This window comes from Streptomyces sp. NPDC005485 (assembly GCF_040606085.1).
Lineage (GTDB): Bacteria > Actinomycetota > Actinomycetes > Streptomycetales > Streptomycetaceae > Streptomyces.
Genome location: NZ_JBEXDZ010000180.1, coordinates 1 through 17,630 on the forward strand (window position 1 = coordinate 1; position 17,630 = coordinate 17,630).

16 protein-coding genes are annotated in these 17,630 nt (G+C 69.8%); 10 read left to right on the plus strand and 6 right to left on the minus strand.

The window, feature by feature from the left end; genetic code table 11:
- The 4 genes from iolD to iolC form a co-directional block, all read right to left on the minus strand.
- Positions 1 to 1,607 (minus strand): 3D-(3,5/4)-trihydroxycyclohexane-1,2-dione acylhydrolase (decyclizing) (iolD, locus tag ABZS97_RS37770; RefSeq protein ID WP_356145614.1); only part of this gene is annotated, 1,607 nt, incomplete at its 3' end.
- On the minus strand, positions 1,607 to 2,491 hold the full coding sequence (gene iolB / locus ABZS97_RS37775; RefSeq protein ID WP_356145617.1) for a 5-deoxy-glucuronate isomerase: 885 nt from the start codon (positions 2,489 to 2,491) through the stop codon (positions 1,607 to 1,609). The genes iolD and iolB, both read right to left, overlap by 1 nt.
- Before the next feature lie 50 nt (positions 2,492 to 2,541).
- On the minus strand, positions 2,542 to 3,420 hold the full coding sequence (locus ABZS97_RS37780) for a deoxyribose-phosphate aldolase (RefSeq protein WP_356145620.1): 879 nt from the start codon (positions 3,418 to 3,420) through the stop codon (positions 2,542 to 2,544).
- Positions 3,421 to 3,446: 26 nt separating this feature from the next.
- A complete protein-coding gene (gene iolC / locus ABZS97_RS37785) occupies positions 3,447 to 4,403 on the minus strand; it encodes a 5-dehydro-2-deoxygluconokinase (RefSeq protein WP_356145623.1) in 957 nt (318 codons plus the stop codon).
- Positions 4,404 to 4,712: 309 nt separating this feature from the next.
- On the opposite strand from iolC, the gene ABZS97_RS37790 reads away from it, so the two are divergent.
- The 5 genes from ABZS97_RS37790 to ABZS97_RS37810 all read left to right on the plus strand — a co-directional run bounded on the left by ABZS97_RS37790 (position 4,713) and on the right by ABZS97_RS37810 (position 9,747).
- Positions 4,713 to 5,732, plus strand: a complete 1,020-nt coding sequence (locus tag ABZS97_RS37790) for a sugar ABC transporter substrate-binding protein (RefSeq protein WP_356145626.1) — start codon at positions 4,713 to 4,715, stop codon at positions 5,730 to 5,732.
- Positions 5,733 to 5,737: 5 nt separating this feature from the next.
- On the plus strand, positions 5,738 to 6,811 hold the full coding sequence (locus ABZS97_RS37795; protein WP_356145629.1) for an ABC transporter permease: 1,074 nt from the start codon (positions 5,738 to 5,740) through the stop codon (positions 6,809 to 6,811).
- 5 nt (positions 6,812 to 6,816) lie between these two features.
- The gene (locus tag ABZS97_RS37800; RefSeq protein WP_356145631.1) at positions 6,817 to 7,737 is read left to right on the plus strand and encodes an ATP-binding cassette domain-containing protein; all 921 of its coding nucleotides are present in this window, start codon (positions 6,817 to 6,819) and stop codon (positions 7,735 to 7,737) included.
- Between the two features lies 1 nt (position 7,738).
- Complete coding sequence (locus ABZS97_RS37805) at positions 7,739 to 8,647, plus strand: sugar phosphate isomerase/epimerase (RefSeq protein WP_356145636.1); 909 nt, start codon at positions 7,739 to 7,741, stop codon at positions 8,645 to 8,647.
- An 80-nt stretch (positions 8,648 to 8,727) separates the two neighbouring features.
- Positions 8,728 to 9,747: a Gfo/Idh/MocA family oxidoreductase gene (locus tag ABZS97_RS37810; protein ID WP_356145641.1), complete on the plus strand. Its 1,020-nt coding sequence runs from the start codon at positions 8,728 to 8,730 to the stop codon at positions 9,745 to 9,747.
- Between the two features lie 78 nt (positions 9,748 to 9,825).
- Here ABZS97_RS37810 and ABZS97_RS37815 read toward each other — a convergent pair whose 3' ends face one another.
- Positions 9,826 to 11,013, minus strand: a complete 1,188-nt coding sequence (locus tag ABZS97_RS37815; RefSeq protein ID WP_356145644.1) for a Gfo/Idh/MocA family oxidoreductase — start codon at positions 11,011 to 11,013, stop codon at positions 9,826 to 9,828.
- A 168-nt stretch (positions 11,014 to 11,181) separates the two neighbouring features.
- Here ABZS97_RS37815 and ABZS97_RS37820 point away from each other — a divergent pair, with 168 nt between their 5' ends.
- Complete coding sequence (locus ABZS97_RS37820; protein ID WP_356145647.1) at positions 11,182 to 12,216, plus strand: LacI family DNA-binding transcriptional regulator; 1,035 nt, start codon at positions 11,182 to 11,184, stop codon at positions 12,214 to 12,216.
- A gap of 85 nt (positions 12,217 to 12,301) precedes the next feature.
- Here ABZS97_RS37820 and ABZS97_RS37825 read toward each other — a convergent pair whose 3' ends face one another.
- Positions 12,302 to 13,357, minus strand: coding sequence for a DUF2235 domain-containing protein (locus ABZS97_RS37825; RefSeq protein ID WP_356145650.1), 1,056 nt, complete (start codon positions 13,355 to 13,357; stop codon positions 12,302 to 12,304).
- 166 nt (positions 13,358 to 13,523) lie between these two features.
- Between ABZS97_RS37825 and ABZS97_RS37830 the strand changes: the two genes are divergently transcribed.
- From ABZS97_RS37830 to ABZS97_RS37845, 4 genes are all read left to right on the plus strand, one after another.
- Positions 13,524 to 14,696, plus strand: coding sequence for a caspase family protein (locus ABZS97_RS37830; RefSeq protein WP_356145653.1), 1,173 nt, complete (start codon positions 13,524 to 13,526; stop codon positions 14,694 to 14,696).
- Entirely contained in the window at positions 14,693 to 15,976 is a 1,284-nt protein-coding gene (locus ABZS97_RS37835; protein ID WP_356145656.1) for a hypothetical protein, read from the plus strand. Before ABZS97_RS37830 ends, ABZS97_RS37835 begins: the two co-directional genes overlap by 4 nt.
- Positions 15,973 to 17,013 (plus strand): hypothetical protein, encoded by a 1,041-nt coding sequence (locus tag ABZS97_RS37840; RefSeq protein WP_356145663.1) that lies wholly within the window; start codon positions 15,973 to 15,975, stop codon positions 17,011 to 17,013. The genes ABZS97_RS37835 and ABZS97_RS37840 overlap by 4 nt, the downstream gene beginning before the upstream one ends.
- A 164-nt stretch (positions 17,014 to 17,177) precedes the next feature.
- Positions 17,178 to 17,537, plus strand: a complete 360-nt coding sequence (locus tag ABZS97_RS37845; RefSeq protein ID WP_356145666.1) for a cupin domain-containing protein — start codon at positions 17,178 to 17,180, stop codon at positions 17,535 to 17,537.
- The last annotated feature ends 93 nt before the right edge of the window (positions 17,538 to 17,630 follow it).

Here is a 17,630-nt window from a genome sequence, read left to right on the forward strand (position 1 = left end):
AGCGGCGCGCCGCTGCCGGTGCCGTCCGCGGCCCGGTAGCGGTAGGCGGTGCCGAAGCGTTCGCCGCCCACCGCCTCGGAGAGGCCGCCGATGGAGGCGTAACCGTGGTTCTGGATCAGGACCAGGTTGACCGGCAGGCCCTCCTGGACCGCGGTGACGATCTCCGTCGGCATCATCAGGTACGTGCCGTCGCCGACCAGCGACCACACGGGTGTGCCGGGGGCGGCCTGCTGGACACCGATGCCGGCCGGGATCTCGTAGCCCATGCAGGAGTAGCCGTACTCCAGGTGGTACTGGCGCGGTGAGCGGGCCCGCCACAGTTTGTGCAGGTCGCCGGGGAGCGAGCCGGCCGCGTTGATGATCACGTCGTCGTCGCCCACGACCGCGTCCAGTGCGCCGAGGACCTGCGTCTGGGTGGGCACGGCGTGCTCGTCGTCCGCCCGGTAGGCGTTGTCCACGACCTCGTCCCAACGTGCCTTGCCCGCCCGGTACTCGGCCTCGTACGCCGTACTCACGCGGTGACCGGACAGCGCTGTCGTGAGCGCTTCCAGACCCGCCCGGGCATCGGCGACCAGCGTGCGGGCGGCGAGCTTGTGGGCGTCGAACGCGGTGATGTTGAGGTTGACGAAGCAGACCGACGGCGCGGCGAACAGGGTGTGGGAGGCGGTGGTGAAGTCGGTGTAGCGCGTGCCGACGCCGATGACCAGATCGGCGCCGCGGGCGAGGGCGTCGCTGACGGCGGTGCCGGTGTGGCCGACGCCGCCGAGGTCGGCGGGGTGGTCGTGGCGCAGCGAGCCCTTGCCCGCCTGGGTGGAGGCGACGGGGATGCCGGTCGCGTCCACGAGTGCCTTGAGCGCGTCCTCGGCCCTGCTGTGATGGACGCCGCCGCCCGCGATGATCAACGGACGTTCGGCGGCGCGGATCGCCCGGACCGCGTCGGCGAGTTCGACCGGGTCGGGCGCGGGGCGCCGTACGTGCCAGACGCGCTCGGCGAAGAACTCCTCCGGCCAGTCGTACGCCTCCGCCTGCACGTCCTGCGGCAGGGCGAGGGTGACGGCGCCGGTCTCGGCCGGGTCGGCGAGCACCCGCATCGCCTGGAGTGCGGACGGGATGAGCATCTCCGGGCGGGTGATCCGGTCGAAGTAGCGGGAGACCGGCCGCAGCGTGTCGTTGACCGACACGTCGGCCTCCACCGGGTGCTCAAGCTGCTGGAGCAGCGGGTCGGCGGGGCGCGTGGCGAAGTAGTCGCCGGGCAGGAGGAGCACCGGGAGGCGGTTGATGGTGGCCAGGGCGGCGCCGGTGACGAGGTTGGTGGCCCCGGGGCCGATGGACGTGGTGACCGCCTGCGCGGAGAGGCGGTCGAGCTGGCGGGCGTAGCCGACGGCCGCGTGCACCATCGACTGCTCGTTGCGGCCCTGGTGGAACGGCATGTGCTCCTCGCCTGCCTCCAGCAGCGCCTGGCCGATGCCGGCGACGTTGCCGTGCCCGAAGATGCCCCAGGTGCCGGCGATCAGCCGGTGCCGCACGCCGTCGCGCTCGCTGTACTGCGCGGACAGGAAGCGCACCAGGGCCTGGGCGACGGTCAGACGGCGAGTGGTGGTGCTCATCAGGACTTCTCCGGGGCCGTGTAGAGGGGGAGTCGGGGGTCGACCGGCTGGTCGGGCCAGGTGCCGCGGATCCAGCCGTGGTCGGGGTGGTCGCGGATCAGCCAGTCGCGCTCGGCTCCGGGACCCGCCATGACGTTGAGGTAGTACATGTCGTGGCCGGGGACGGCCATCGACGGCCCGTGCCAGCCGTCCGGGATGAGGACGGTGTCGCCGTCGCGTACCTCGGCCAGTACGTCGGTGCCCTGTCCGTGGCCGGAGGGCGAGACCCGCTGGTAGCCGAGGCCGGGTGTGCCGTCGTGGTCGGCGATCTCGAAGTAGTAGATCTCCTCCAGCTCGGACTCCTCGCCGGGCCGGTGCTCGTCGTGCTTGTGCGGCGGGTACGAGGACCAGTTGCCGCCGGGCGTCAGCACCTCGACGGCGATCAGCCGGTCGCACTCGAAGGCCCCCGCGGCGGCGAAGTTGTTGACCTGGCGGGAACACCCGCCGGTGCCGCGCAGTTCGACGGGGACGGCGGAGGCGGGGCCGTAGCGTGCGGGCAGGCGTCGGGTGCAGCGGGCGCCGGTGAGCGCGAAGCGTCCGCCGTCGCGGGAGGCGAGGGAGACCTGGGCGTCGCGTGGCACGTACACGAAGTCGCTGACGGAGGTGAAGACGCTCTTGCGGCCGGCCAGCCGGAAGGTCTCCCCGCCGACGGCGACCGTGCACGACCCGGCGAGCGGCAGCACGATCCACTCGCTGTCCGCGGTGTCGAAGGAGTGCCAGCCGCCCGGCGGCAGTTCGAGCACACGCAGACTGGAGTGGCCCCAGTCGGCCGACTCGGGGGAGATGTCCACCGCGTACGGGCCGGCCGCGGCCTTCCCGGCGGGCAGGTGGTGTGTGGTCGTCATGCGCTTCTTCCTCGACAAGTCGACATGGAGGTCTTCCGGGGAGGGCGGTGTCAGAGCAGGCCGACCGCGGTGTCCACCGCGGTCTCCACGCTGCCCTCGGCGGGGTACAGGAGCGAGCGGCCCACGACCATGCCCTGGACGGTGGGCAGCCGCAGCGCTTTGCGCCACTTCTCGTACGCGCCCTCCTGATCCGCGCCGACCTCGCCGCCCAGCAGCACGGTGGGCAGGGTGGAGGTCTCCAGGACCTCGGCCATGTCGTCGGGGTTCGCGGTGACCGGCAGCTTGAGCCAGGTGTAGGCGGAGGTACCCGCGAGGCCCGAGGCGATGGCGATGGAGCGGCTGACGGCCTCGGCGCCCAGGTCGTTGCGGACGTTGCCCTCCACTCGGCGCGAGATGAACGGCTCGACGAAGACGGGGAGGCGGCGTGCGGCCATGTCGTCGATCGCGCGGGCAGTGGATTCCAGCGTCTCCAGTGAGCCTCGGTCTTCGTAGTCGAGGCGCAGCAGCAGCTTGCCCGCGTCGAAGCGCAGTCGCTCCATGTCCTCGGCGCGGTGGCCGGTGAAGCGGTCGTCCATCTCGAAGGAGGCGCCGGACAGTCCGCCGCGGTTCATCGACCCCATGACGACCTTGTTCTCCAGCACGCCCAGGAGCAGCAGGTCCTCCAGGATGTCCGCGGTGGCCAGCACGCCGTCCACGCCGGGCCGGGACAGCGCGACGCACAGGCGCTCCAGCAGCTCGGCGCGGTTGGCCATGGCGAGCTGTCGGCCCCCCACGCCGAGCGCGCCGCGGGCCGGGTGATCGGCGGCCACGATCATGAGGCGGCCGCTGTCGCCGATCAGCGGGCGGCGGGTGCGGCGCTCGGCCGCTTCGGCGACGGCCTCGGGGTGCCGGGCGCGCACCGTGACGAGGTCGGGGATGCTGATGGTCAAGACGAGCTCCGTTCAGGGGGGCGGGATCAGCCGCGCGCGACGAGGTCCGCGACCTCGGAGGCGGTGGGCATCGCGGAGGAGCAGGCGAGCCGGGAGGCGACGAGGGCCCCGGCGGCGTTGGCGTACCGCATGGTCTTCGCCAACTCCCAGCCGGACAGCAGCCCGTGGCAGAGGGAGCCGCCGAACGCGTCGCCCGCGCCGAGGCCGTTGACGACCTCGACCGGTACCGGGGGCACCTCGGCGGTCGTTCCGTCGCGGTGCACGGCGAGCACTCCCTTGGGGCCCTGCTTGACGACGGCCAGTTCGACGCCGGCCTCCAGCAGGGCCTCGGCGCAGGCTCGTGGTTCGCGTACACCGGTGGCGATCTCGCACTCGTCGAGATTGCCGACGGCCACGGTGACATGACGCAGGGCCTCGGCGTAGTAGGGGCGGGCGGCCTCCGGGTCGCGCCAGAACATGGGGCGCCAGTCGAGGTCGAAGACGGTGGTGCCCGCCTTGGCGCGTGCCTTGAGGGCGGCGAGGGTGGCGGAGCGGCTGGGTTCCTCGCTGAGCCCGGTGCCGGTGATCCAGAAGATCCGGGCGTCGCGGATGGCGAAGAAGTCCAGTTCCTCGGTGCGGATCTCCAGGTCCGGGGCCTTGGGCTGCCGGTAGAAGTACAGCGGGAAGTCGTCCGGCGGGAAGATCTCGCAGAACGTGACCGGGGTGGGATAGGCGTCGACCGGCGTGACGAAGCGGTCGTCGACGCCGAACTCCTTGAGCTCCTGGTGCAGATAGGTGCCGAACGGGTCGTTGCCGGTCCGGGTGATCACCGCGGTGGAGCGGCCCAGGCGCGCGGCGGCCACCGCGACGTTGGCCGCGGAGCCGCCCAGGAACTTCCCGAACGACTCGACCTGCGCCAGCGGGACGCCCGTCTGCAGGGGGTAGAGGTCGACACCGATGCGTCCCATGGTGATCAGGTCGAAGGGTTCAGCGGACTCGGGCATGAGCGTCGCTCCTCAGGCGGGGGTGCGAGGTGTGCGGTGCTTACCAGGTGTAGGGCTCCGGGCGACGTCCTGTCAATGGTTTGTACTGACATTCTGACCTGCTAGTGAAATGATGTCTTAACAAACTATTGACAGGTGGATGCATCAGGGACTTGTATCCCATCCCAACGCAACAGCCGCGTCATCGGCATCGAGATCAGCGTCGTCATCGGCATCCGGCCCGGGCTCCCTGCCCAGGCCCCCGGCCGGGCTCAGGGCCCGGAACCCCCCGCTCCCTTTCCACCCGTCGCACAGTGAGGTGCAGGAAAGATGGACCGCACGCTTCACCCCCGCTCCCGCAGAATCGCCACTCTCGTCACAGCGGCCGCGGCCTCCGTGCTGCTCGTCGCCGGCTGCTCCAGCAGCGGCGGCGGGAAGAAGGCCGAGGAGAGCGCGGACAACGCCTCCGCGGGCAAGGCCGACACCCCCCGGATGACGGTCGCGCTGGTGACCCACGCGCCGCCCGGGGACACCTTCTGGGACACGGTCCGCAAGGGCGCCCAGGCGGCCGCCGCCAAGGACAACATCAAGCTGATCTACTCCAACGACGCGAACGCGGGGAACCAGGCCAACCTGGTCCAGAACGCGATCACCCAGAAGGTCGACGGCATCGCGGTCACCCTGGCCAAGCCGGACGCGATGAAGGACGTCGTGGGCAAGGCGCGGTCGGCGGGCATACCCGTGGTCGGCCTCAACTCGGGTCTGAGCGACTGGAAGAAGCTCGGCCTGATGGAGTTCTTCGGCCAGGACGAGAGCGTGGCGGGCGAGGCGTTCGGCAAGAAGCTGAACTCGACCGGTGCCAAGAAGATCGCCTGTGTGATCCACGAGCAGGGGAACGTCGGCCTCACCCAGCGCTGCAGCGGCGTGAAGAAGACCTTCAGTGGCACGACGGAGATCCTCTACGTCAACGGCACCGACATGCCGTCGGTGAAGTCGACCATCACCGCCAAGCTCAAGCAGGACAGCGGCATCGACCACGTGGTCACGCTGGGCGCCCCGATCGCACTGACCGCCGTGCAGTCCGTGAGCGACGCGGGCAGCAAGGCGAAGGTCGCCACCTTCGACCTCAACAAGGACCTGGTCAAGGCCGTCCAGGACGGCACCATCGAGTTCGCGGTCGACCAGCAGCCCTACCTCCAGGGCTACTTGGCGGTCGACTCGCTGTGGCTCTACAAGAACAACGGCAACTACAGCGGTGGCGGTGAGCAGCCGGTGCTGACCGGCCCGGCCTTCGTCGACAAGAGCAACGCCGACACGGTGGCGAAGTTCGCCGCGAAGGGCACTCGGTGATCTTCATGTCCCAGGCAACGGCTCCGGCGGCGAGTTCCTCGTCGCCGGCCCCGCCGGCCGCCGAGAAGGACGGCCGGACCGCCCAGCAGTCCCTGGGCCGCAGGCTGCTCGCCCGGCCCGAGGTCGGTGCGCTGATCGCGGCCGTGGGTGTGTACGTCTTCTTCTTCGTGGCGGCGCCGTCCTTCCGTGACGCGGGCGCACTGTCCACGGTGCTCTACCAGGCGTCGGTGATGGGCATCATGGCCATTCCGGTGGCTTTGCTGATGATCGGCGGGGAGTTCGACCTGTCGGCGGGTGTCGCGGTCACCACCTCCGCGCTCACCGCGGCCATCCTCAGCTTCCAGCTGTCGATGAACGTGTGGACCGGTGTCTTCGTCGCGCTGATCGTCTCGCTGGCGGTCGGTGCGTTCAACGGCTGGCTGCTCATCAAGACCGGGCTGCCGAGCTTCCTGGTCACCCTCGGCTCGTTCCTGGTGCTGCAGGGCGCGAACCTCGCGGTCACCAAGATCTTCACCGGCAATGTCGCCAGTGACTCGATCAGCGACATGGACGGCTTCGACCAGGCCAAGAAGATCTTCGCCTCCGACTTCAGCATCGGCGGCGTCAGCTTCAAGATCACCATCGTCTACTGGCTGGTCTTCGCCGCGATCGCCACCTGGCTGCTGCTGCGCACCAAGTTCGGCAACTGGATCTTCGCGGTCGGCGGGAACAAGGACAGTGCCCGCGCGGTCGGCGTGCCCGTCAACTTCACCAAGATCGCCCTGTTCATGGGCGTAGGCGCGGGCGCCTGGTTCGTCGGCATGCACCTGCTGTTCTCGTTCAACACCGTCCAGTCCGGCGAGGGCGTGGGCAACGAGTTCCTGTACATCATCGCCGCGGTGATCGGCGGCTGCCTGCTCACCGGCGGCTACGGCTCCGCCGTCGGCCCGGTCATCGGCGCCTTCATCTTCGGCATGGTCTCCCAGGGCATCGTCTACGCCAACTGGAACCCGGACTGGTTCAAGGCCTTCCTCGGCGTGATGCTCCTGGTCGCCGCCCTCGTCAATCTGTGGGTCCGCCGCCAGGCGACCCGGAGGTGAACCCCATGACAACCGCCAAGGGATCCAAGCCCCACGGGGCCATCCTCCACGACACTCCTCCCGCCCCCGACGACGGTGCCCCCCTCGTCGAACTGCGCAACGCGGGCAAGGCCTACGGCAACATCCGCGCCCTGCACGGCGTGAACCTCACCGTGCACCCCGGCAAGGTCACCTGCGTGCTCGGCGACAACGGCGCCGGCAAGTCCACCCTCATCAAAATCATCTCCGGCCTGCACCAGCACACCGAGGGCGACTTCCTCATCGACGGCCACCCGGTGCGGCTGTCCAGCCCGCGTGAGGCCCTCGACGCCGGCATCGCCACCGTCTACCAGGACCTGGCGACGGTGCCGCTCATGCCGGTGTGGCGCAACTTCTTCCTCGGCTCCGAACTCACCAAGGGCCCCTGGCCCATTCGCCGCCTCGACATCCACGCGATGAAGGAGACCGCCGACCGGGAACTGCGCCACATGGGCATCGTCCTGGACGATCTCGACCAGCCCATCGGCACCCTCTCCGGCGGCCAGCGCCAGTCCGTGGCCATCGCCCGCGCCGTCCACTTCGGCGCCCGCGTCCTCATCCTCGACGAACCCACCGCCGCCCTCGGAGTCAAACAGTCCGGCGTCGTGCTCAAGTACATCGCCGCCGCCCGCGACCGCGGCCTGGGCGTCATCTTCATCACCCACAACCCCCACCACGCCTACATGGTCGGGGACCACTTCAGCGTCCTGCGCCTGGGCACCCTCGAACTCAGCGCCGCCCGCAGCGAGGTCAGCCTCGAAGAACTCACCAACCACATGGCCGGCGGCGCCGAACTCGCCGCCCTCAAACACGAACTGGCACAGGTCCGCGGCGTCGACGTCGACGAACTCCCCGACGCGAAGGACCTCCGCACACCCACGGCGGCATCTTCCGAAGGGAGCCCCTGACATGTCGAACACCCCCTCCCTGGACCGGATCCGGGTCGGCTCCGCCCCGGACTCCTGGGGCGTCTGGTTCCCCGACGACCCTCAGCAGGTCCCCTGGCGGCGCTTCCTCGACGAGGTGGCCTCCTCGGGATACGAGTGGATCGAACTGGGCCCCTACGGGTACCTCCCGACCGATCCGGCCGTACTCAAGGACGAGACCGCCGAGCGGGGACTCAAGGTCTCGGCCGGCACGGTCTTCACCTCCCTGCACCGCGGTCACTCCGTCTGGGAGTCGACCTGGGACCACGTCAGTGAGGTCGCCGCCCTCACCCAGGCGATGGGCGCACGCCACCTGGTGGTGATCCCCTCCTTCTGGCGCGACGACAAGACCGCCGAGATCATCGAACCGCCGGAGCTCACCGGCGAGCAGTGGGCCCACCTCACCAAGGGCATGGAGCGGCTCGGCCACGAGGTCAAGGAGACGTTCGGCCTCGACATCGTCGTCCACCCGCACGCCGACACCCACATCGACACCGAGGCCCACGTCGAGCGCTTCCTCGACTCGACCGACACCGACCTCGTCAACCTGTGCCTGGACACCGGCCACTACGCCTACTGCGGCGGCGACAGCGTCAAGCTCATCGAGACCTACGGCGAACGCATCGGCTATCTGCACCTCAAGCAGGTCGACCCGGCCATCCTCGCGGAGGTCACCGCGGGCGAGGTGCCGTTCGGACCTGCCGTGCAGCGCGGGGTGATGTGTGAACCGCCCTCCGGCATCCCGGCGCTGGGACCGGTCCTGACGGCCGCGCAGAAGCTCGGCGTCGACCTGTTCGCCATCGTCGAGCAGGACATGTACCCCTGCCCACCGGACAAGCCGCTGCCGATCGCCGAACGCACCCGCGCCTTCCTGCGCACCTGCGGCGCCTGACCCACTCGGCCCGGGCGACCCGGCGCGAGCCACCGGTCTGCCTCATCCGGCCTGCCCATTCGAAAGGACCACCCACCATCATGACCAACCGCGGAACGCTCGGGGTCGCCGTCGTCGGCACCGGCCGCATGGGCGCCGACCACGTACGCCGCATCAGCGAAGTGATCAGCGGGGCACGGGTGACGGCCGTCGTGGACATCGACGCGGAACGGGCCAAGCAGCTCGCCGACGGCATCGACGGCTGCACCGCGTACACCGACCCGGCGACCGCGATGGCCGCGGACGACGTCGACGCTGTCCTCATCGCCTCGCCCGGACCCGCCCACGAGGCGGCGCTCCTGACCGCCTTCGAGCACGACCTGCCGGTGCTGTGCGAGAAGCCGCTCACCCCCGACGCGGCCTCCGCGCTCCGCGTCATGGAGGCCGAGCAGAAACTCGGCCACCGGCGCGTCCAGGTCGGGTTCATGCGGCGGTACGACGCCGAGTACCTGAAGCTCAAGGAGCTGCTGGACGGCGGCCGACTGGGCCGCCCGCTGATGCTGCACAACCGGCACCGCAACGCCGACGTGCTGCCGTACTTCACCGAGCAGATGCTGATCAACGACTCCGTCGTGCACGAGATGGACGTCGCACGCTGGCTGCTCGACCAGGAGATCACCGCGGTCACGGTGATGAAGCCGAGGCCTTCCGGCAACGCCCCCGAGGGTCTGTCGGACCCGCAGTTCGTCGTCTTCGAGACGGACGGGGGTGTGCTGGTCGACGTGGAGATCTACGTCAACTGCCGCTTCGGCTACCAGGTGCAGGCCGAGGCCGTCTGCGAGAACGGCACCGCACGCATCGGCGAGGGCCACGACCTGGTCACCCACTCGGCCGGCGGCTGGGGCGGCACCATCGCCCCGGACTTCGTGGAACGCTTCGAGGACGCCTACGACCGCGAGGTCCAGGCCTGGGTGGACGCCACCCGGCGCGGCGAGGTCACCGGCCCGAGCTCCTGGGACGGGTACGCGGCAGCGGCCGTGTGCGAGGCGGGCGTCCGCGCCCAGGCCGACGGCGGCCGGGTGGCGGTCGAACTGATCGAGCGACCCGCGCTCTATCGCTGATCCCCAGCACTCCGCCCCGCGCGGCAGTGCGCCCGCGGCCCCCGACTCTCCGCGCCGGGGGCCGCAGGGCTGTCCGCATCACACCGAGTGCGGCAAGCTCACCCAGGTGCCGCTCGCGGCGGAGGTCGCCATGGCCTCCAGTGCGGCGGCGCTGTGGACGGCGTCCGTCAACGTGGCCCCGTACGGGGTCTGTTCGGCGATGGAGCGCAGGAAGCGGTGGGCCTCGATGACCTTCAGATCGTCGTAGCTCATGCTGTTCGCCGCGCCCGGCTGGAACGCGCCGTACTCGCCGTGCCCCGGGCCGACGTAGAGGGTGCTGACAGGCTGGTCCTGATACGACGTGCCGCGGCTGACGCCGAGCTCGTTCATGCGGCGGAAGTCCCAGAAGACCGCGCCCCGTGTGCCGTGGACCTCGAAGCCGTAGTTGTTCTGCTCGCCCACCGAGACCCGGCAGGCTTCGAGAACACCGCGCGCACCGGAGGCGAAGCGCAGCAGGCAGGAGACGTAGTCCTCGTTCTCCACCGGCCCCGACTCGCCGCCGGTGGCGAGCGTGTGACCCGCGGTGGCGCCGCTGGGGCGGGCCCGCTCCGGCAGGAAGACCGCGGTGTCGGCGGCGAGCGAGGTGATGTCCCCGAGCAGGAAACGGGCCAGGTCCGCGCCGTGCGCGGCGAGGTCGCCGAGAACTCCGCTGCCACCGCGGGCGCGCTCGTAGCGCCAGGTCAGGGCGCCCTCGGGGTGTGCGGCGTAGTCGCTGAAGAGCCGGATGCGCGCGTGGGTGACGGCTCCGATGTCACCGGAGGCGATCAGTTCCCGGGCCGTCTCCACGGCAGGCGCGTTGCGGTAGTTGAAGCCGACCGTGCCCTGGACACCGGCCTTGGCGACCGCGTCGGCGACCGCGCGGGCGTCGTCGGCGGTGAGACCGACCGGCTTCTCGATCCAGATGTGCTTACCCGCCTCGGCCATCACCACGCCGATCTCGCGGTGCAGGAAGTTCGGGGCCGTGATGCTCACCGCGTGCACCCGGGGGTCGGCGGCGACCTGGCGCCAGTCGCGGGACGTGCCGGAGAAGCCGAACTGCGCCGCGGCCTCCTCGGCGCGCCCCGGCACCTCCTCGGCGACGGTCACCAGCTCCGGGTGCACGGTCAGCTGCGGGAAATGGTGCAGCACGCGGGCGTACGCCTGACTGTGCACACGGCCCATCCAGCCGAAGCCGACGACCGCGACCCCGAGCGGCCGGCGTGCGGCACCACTGGTTTCGCTCTCCATGTTCCACCTCTTTGGACCGGTCCAAACTCTCTCCCTCCACCCTGATCGGAGGATCGGAACGCTGTCAACACCTTTGACAGCATCAAAAGCTCTCTGCGACAGTTCGGGAAACGCGAAATGACGAAATGGAGCGGTCCAAACCATGGCCGAGGTGCACGGGGCGCTCGCATGACGGGCGCGGGCGGGCGCACGCATGCCGACGGCCGTCCGACCATCCGTACGGTCGCCGAGCGCGCCGGCGTGTCCAAGTCACTGGTCTCGCTCGTGCTGCGCGGCTCCGACCAGGTACGGCCCGAGAAGCGCGAGGCCGTGCTGCGGGCCATGGACGAACTCGGCTACCGCCCCAACGCCGCCGCGCGCAGCCTCAGCGAGCAGCGCACCCGCACCGTCGGCGTCCTCCTCCACGACCTGCGAAACCCCTGGTTCGTCGACCTGCTCGACGGCCTGAACTCCCTGCTGCACGACAACGGCCTGCACATGCTGATGGCGGACGCCCGCCTCAACCGCCGTATCGGCCAGGACCTCACCCGCCCCTTCCTCGACCTCCAGGTCGACGGGCTGGTCGCCATCGGCACCCTGCCCGACCCGGCCGCTCTCGGCGCGGCGGCCCAGCGGATGCCGGTGGTGATCGCGGGCACCCGTGAGCCGGTGCTGCCCGGGGTCGACGTGGTCGCGGGCGACGACGAGCACGGCGCGCGCCTGGCCGTCGAGCACCTCATCGGCCTCGGTCACCGGTCCATCGCGCACATCGCGGGCTACGGAGCCGTGGGCGACCTGCGGCGCCGGACCTTCGAAGCGACGATGGGCGCTCACGGACTGGCCGACGGTGCGCTCGTGGAGCCCAGCGACATGACCGAGGAGGGCGGCTACCGCGCCACCGTCCGGCTGTTGAGTGGCCCACGCCGCCCCACCGCGGTCTTCGCGGTCAACGACATCGCCTCCGTCGGCGCGCTCTCCGCCGCCGAGGAGCTCGGCCTGCGGGTCCCGCGTGACCTGTCCGTGGTCGGCTACGACAACACCAGCATCTCGCGGCTGCGGCACCTGTGGCTGACCACCGTCGACAACGCCGGGCACGACGTCGGCCGCCGCGCCGCCCGCTGCCTCCTGGACCGCTTCGCCGACCCAGCACGCCCGGCCGGGGTGCACCTGTCGACGCCGACCCTGGAGGTGCGGGGCACGACGGCGACGCCGGCCGCGGTGTGAGTACCTGCCTCCCGTCGGATGCGCAGGCGTTGACCCGGATACGGTCGCCATGGTGCGCCCCTTCACCGGCGTTGAAGCCACGGTCTCATCCGTGAGCGGTGAGCCAGTCCTCGTCGGACCACACCACGGTCGGTGGAATGCGGCCCGCGTAGCCGGGATCCTCGGCGAACCGCGCGCGGACGCTCGCGTGCACGTGTGCCTCGGGGGGAACCCGGCGGCGCCGGTAGGTGAGCAGCGCCCAGACCCAGCCCATCCGGTGCACTTTGCCGAAGGCGTGCTCGGGTGTGAGGGTCACCTGACGCGCGTACGCCCCGGTCTTCAGCCGTAGCCCCGAGGTGAGGGCGCCGTCGACGATCCACTTCAGGGCGACGGTGGGCAGCCGCGGATCGTCCTCGAAGGTGCCTCCGACGTCGCAGTGGACACCGGCGAACCACACCTGTTCGACCGAGGTCGGGACGGCGTGCCCGGTGTCGCCGGCTGTGACGAGGTACTCCCGGTAGGGGCGGCGCTTCTCGTCGATGGACACGGCATGGCGGACGCTGTGGGCGCCGGGAATCTGACGGGTGTACGGCCACCGCAGGTTCCACCGCAGGACGCCCGCGGCCTTCACCGAGTCCCAGAGCCCCAGGTAGTCGAGGGGGATGCCGATGCGTCCGCCGACCGCGTTGCTGAACGCGCCCGCGAAATGGTGGAGTTGGTCCCAGTCCTGGCGGGTCCAGTCCTTGTTCTTCGCATAGACGGACACCGCGTACGGGACGAGGTTCTCCATGCCCGGCCGCATCAGCCCGACCGCCTTGAGCATGCCCGCGAGCGCACGGGCAGTGTAGGCGCCACGGCTGAAGCCGAAGACGTAGATGCGGTCACCGGGTTCGTAATGGCCCATCAGGTAGGTGTAGGCCTCCGCGAGGTTGGTCCTGAGGCCGGAGCCGAAGGCGAGCCCGAAGAGCTTCGACAGTCGTCGCGCGACCGGTGTCCACGCGCCTGCCGCGGAGAACGTGCCGACCCCGGGGTCGTAGTAGGCGATCTGCTGGGAGGGGTCCGAGAGGTCCAGCATCTCGTACAGCCGGACGACGTTGGTGTTCCCTTTCGCCTTCAACTGATTACCTGTGCCATCTAGACAGATGACGAGGTTCTTGGCCATGTCGGGCCTCGCGTTCACCGGGAAAAGCGCTCGTGGAGCTGCTCTTGGATGTTCTCGGGACGACGCTCGCTGGGTATTTACCAGGACATATCGGTCTTTGATAAATATAATAAGAGAAATGCTGCCCAAGGGCATGCTCCGGCAGGATCGAGTCTCCGGAGGATCCATGGCCGGTTCCGTGATCCATCTCGATGAGCAGGCCGGCCCCGCGTGCTCGCACGCACTGATCATCGGCGTCGGCAAGTACCCCCATCTCGCCGGCGGCGAGTCACCGGTGGCCGATCCCGACGGCATGCGGCAGCTCAGCTCGCCGCCCCTGTCCGCCCGCGCCTTCGCCACCTGGCTGCTCACGGAGTACCACGACCCTCAACGACCGCTCGGCAGCCTCGCGTTGCTGCTGAGCGAGGAGCAGCCCGCACCGTTCGTGAATCCCCGCACCCAGCAGGCCCACGAGGTCGAGAACGCCACCATCGACAACATCCTCGCGGCGATCACCGAGTGGTACGACCGCGCCGACAGCCACGTCGACAACCGCCTCGTCTTCTACTTCTGCGGTCACGGAGTCTCGCAGGGCGAGGACATGGCGCTGCTGGCCGCCGATATCTTCGAGGACCTGCACAACCCCCTCAACGGCGCCCTGGACTTCACGGGCCTGATGAACGGGCTCAAGCGCTGCAAGGCAACCCAGCAGGTGTTCTTCGTCGACGCCTGCCGGTCGAACTCCGATGTGCTGATCGAGCGTTCGGGAGCCCGGTTCGCCGGACGCTCGCCGCTGGGCGCCGGGACCCGCCCGCTGGACCTGCCCCGGCGGTTCCACATTCCGTACTACGCCACCCTGGCAGGAGACCAGTCGCACGCACGGCCCGGGCAGGTGAGCCTGTTCACCGAGGCCCTTCTGAAGAGCTTCGCCGGCGCTGCGAGCGACGACCCCGAGGGCGACTGGCGGGTCAACACCTCGCATCTGCTGGAGGCCATCGACCACTTCATGCACGAGCGGCAGTTCGCCGGAGCGGTCGCGGGCGTTCAGGTCCCCTCGGTCGGCGAGCTCCCCATCTTCGTCCTGCACCTGCTGCCCGGGCCGCCGGTCGTCCCTGTGTACGTCGGCTGCGATCCCGCGCAGGACAACGCCGACGCGGAGTTCGTCTGCCGGGAGGACGGACTCGAACGACTGCGGCGTCAGCCTGACCATGCCGACGGCGCGGATCCCGAGTGCGAGTGGGCCATCGAACTCCGCTTCGGCAACTACGACTTCGAGGCACACCTCGCTGACCAGGACGTACGCATCAAGACCGTCACCGTACGCCCGGTCTTCCGCCGCGTGCAGCTGGTGAAGCCATGACCACCGGCCTGAGCGTGACCGTCGCCCTGAGCTTGGACGAGCCGGACCTCTCCGAGGGCGCGAAGATCGTCGGCAGCATCTACCCGGCCGACGACACCGGAATCGCGCACCGCAACGTCCTCTTCCCCTGCGGGACATCGGCGCCCCCGGCGCGCTACGAGGTCGCTCCCGGCCGCTACACCGTCTCCGCCACCCTGCCCTCCGGCGTCGTCCTCTCCCGGGACGCCGAGGCGCACGAGGGCAGCGACACCCCGGTGACGCTGCGCATGGCACCCTCGCCGTTCGAATCGCACTCCTGGCAGTACCTGATGGGCAACATCGAATCCTATGGGGCCTATCACGACGACTCCACGGTTCCGGTGCCCCGTTCCCAGGGATCGCGATCCGGGGTCCGCGACTGGGACTCGATCGTCGAACCGGGGCACGCGGCCTGGATCGGCGACCCCGAACCGGCCGGCTGGCACTTCGCGCCGATGCTCGACCTGGCAGACGGGCGCGCCGAACGGCAGGTCGTGTTCGAGCTCGCCCGCTCCGAGCCCCACTCCGTCCCCCACCTCGCCCTCGGTGACGAGGCGGCACGGCTGTACCGGTTCGGTGCGCACGGCCCGCTCGACGAGGACGGCAGGGCCACGCTCGCCGGTCCGACGGGCCCGCGGCAGTTCCTGGTCGTCGCACTGGCCGGCAGCGAATACGTCGTCACCCTGCCCGCGCCGTGGGGCAGCGCCCAGATCGAGGTGATGGTCAACGAACGCCAGAGCCCGACCGGCAGCGCCATCTCGGTCAGCGTCCGCGACAGCCTGGTCGGGCCCGCCCTCGGATACATGACCCGGGGCGCCTTCGACGCGGCGGCGACCCTCGTACGGGACGCGGAGAACCTGCTCTACGGCAAGATGGAGAACCCGCTCGCGGCCGTGGCCGGCGCCTACGTCCTGGTCGGCAGCGAGCTGACGGAACAGCCGCAGCGCTGGGACCCCTGGCTCGACCATCTCCGCCGCGAGTTCGACTGGATGAGCGACGGCTCCCTGCTGTGGGCCATGCGCCATCTGCGCCGGGCACACAGCGAAACGGAACGGAGCGCGGCGCGCGACGCGCTCGTCGAGGCCTTCGACCGCGGAGTTCCTGTCTTCACCCTCGGTCTGAGCAGGCTCATCCACGGACTGTCCGAATTCCCCGACGACGCGGAGTGCGCCCGCCGGCTCGACCAGGCACGGCGCCTGTCGTACCGCGTCGACATGCGCGAGCCGTTCGTGATCGTCGCCCTGCGAGGGAGGCAGCAATGATCAGGTTGACCATGATGCCCGGGGAGGACGGCGATTGCCTGCTCCTGGAGTACGGCGACGACACGTTCATTCGCCGGATCCTCATCGACGGCGGTCGCGCGGGCACGTATCCGCGCATCAAACCCACCCTTGCCCGCCTCGACGGACTGATCGACCTCCTCGTCGTCACCCACGTCGACCAGGACCACATCCTCGGCGTCCTCGCCCTGCTCGCGGACGCCGAGCGGACAGTGGAGTTCGGCGAGGTGTGGTTCAACGGATTCGATCACCTCCTGGAGACCGAGGGCTTCGGCGCCCAGGACGGCGAGAAGCTCACCAGTGCGCTCGTCGCGCAGCGGATCGCCTGGAACGACTCGTTCGGCGGGATGAGCGCCGAGGTCGGACGACCGCTCGCGTGGTTCGACGACGGATCCGCCATGGAGGTCCTCTCTCCCGACCGTGCACAGCTGGAGCGGCTGGCCCCCGACTGGGTGAAGGAATGCGCCAAGAACGGCCTGATACCGGGCCGGGATCCGGACGAGATTGCCGCGGTCCCGGATTTCGAGCACTTCGGCGGCGTCAACGTGGAACAGCTGGCCGCGACCCCGTTCGATCCGGACCCCTCGAAGACCAACCTCACCAGCATCGGACTGCTCTTCGAGTTCGACGACAAACGCGTCGTCCTCACCGGCGACGCGGACGACCGCCGACTCGTGGCGTCGATACGACCGCGCGCCGAGGCGGAGGGCGGCCGCCTGCACGTCGACGTCCTCAAGGTCGCCCACCACGGCAGCGATCACAACCTGTCCAAGGAACTGCTCGACCTGATCGACTGCGACCGCTACCTGATCTCGACCAGCGGTGCCCGGCACGCCCACCCCAACGAGATCGCCATGGCCCGCATCCTCAAGCACGGCGGCCCGCAGAAAGAAATAGTTTTCAACTATCGCGACCGTGCGGCCCTCTGGGACGTCGAAGCCCTCAAGGACCGTTTCGGCTACACGGTCACCGCGCCTGCGCAGGACGTGGAGGACGGTTTCGTCAGCTTCGAACTGTGAGCCAGGCGGAGGCGCATCCCCCGAATGGCGCTTCCGGGTGGACAGGCAGACGATGGAATGGAAGAAGTGCGGTCGGCGTCGGCGGCGGCGTTCAGGGTGGACGCGGGGGAGTGGTGACCGAATGTCCGACCGCGCCGGGCAAGGCCAGATTGGAGGCAGCCGTCATGCTTGAGATCAAGGCGGCCGACAAGCCGGATGAACGGCGAGATTTCCCTCGGGGCCACCTCGAAGCCGTCCACCTCACGGGACTCGACTTCGCCGTGGGAACCTTCGAGCCCGGTTGGCGCTGGTCCGAGTCCGTGGGACCGATCGCCGGCACCGAGAGCTGCGAAATCCACCACAACGGCTATGTCGTCCAGGGTCGGATGCACCTGCGTATGGATGACGGAACCGAAGGCGAGGTCGGACCCGGCGACGTCTTCGTGTGCCCGCCCGGGCACGACGCGTGGGTCCTCGGCGACGAGCCGGTCGTCGTGTACGACTTCGCGGGCGGCATGGCGCAGGACTACGCGAAGGCCCCGTAGAGCCGTCCGGCGAATCAGTTCGCAGGGAAGCAACGGCGCCTGACAGATTCCGGGACTGCGGCATGATCCGCCGGCCGGGCCCTTGGGCCCGGC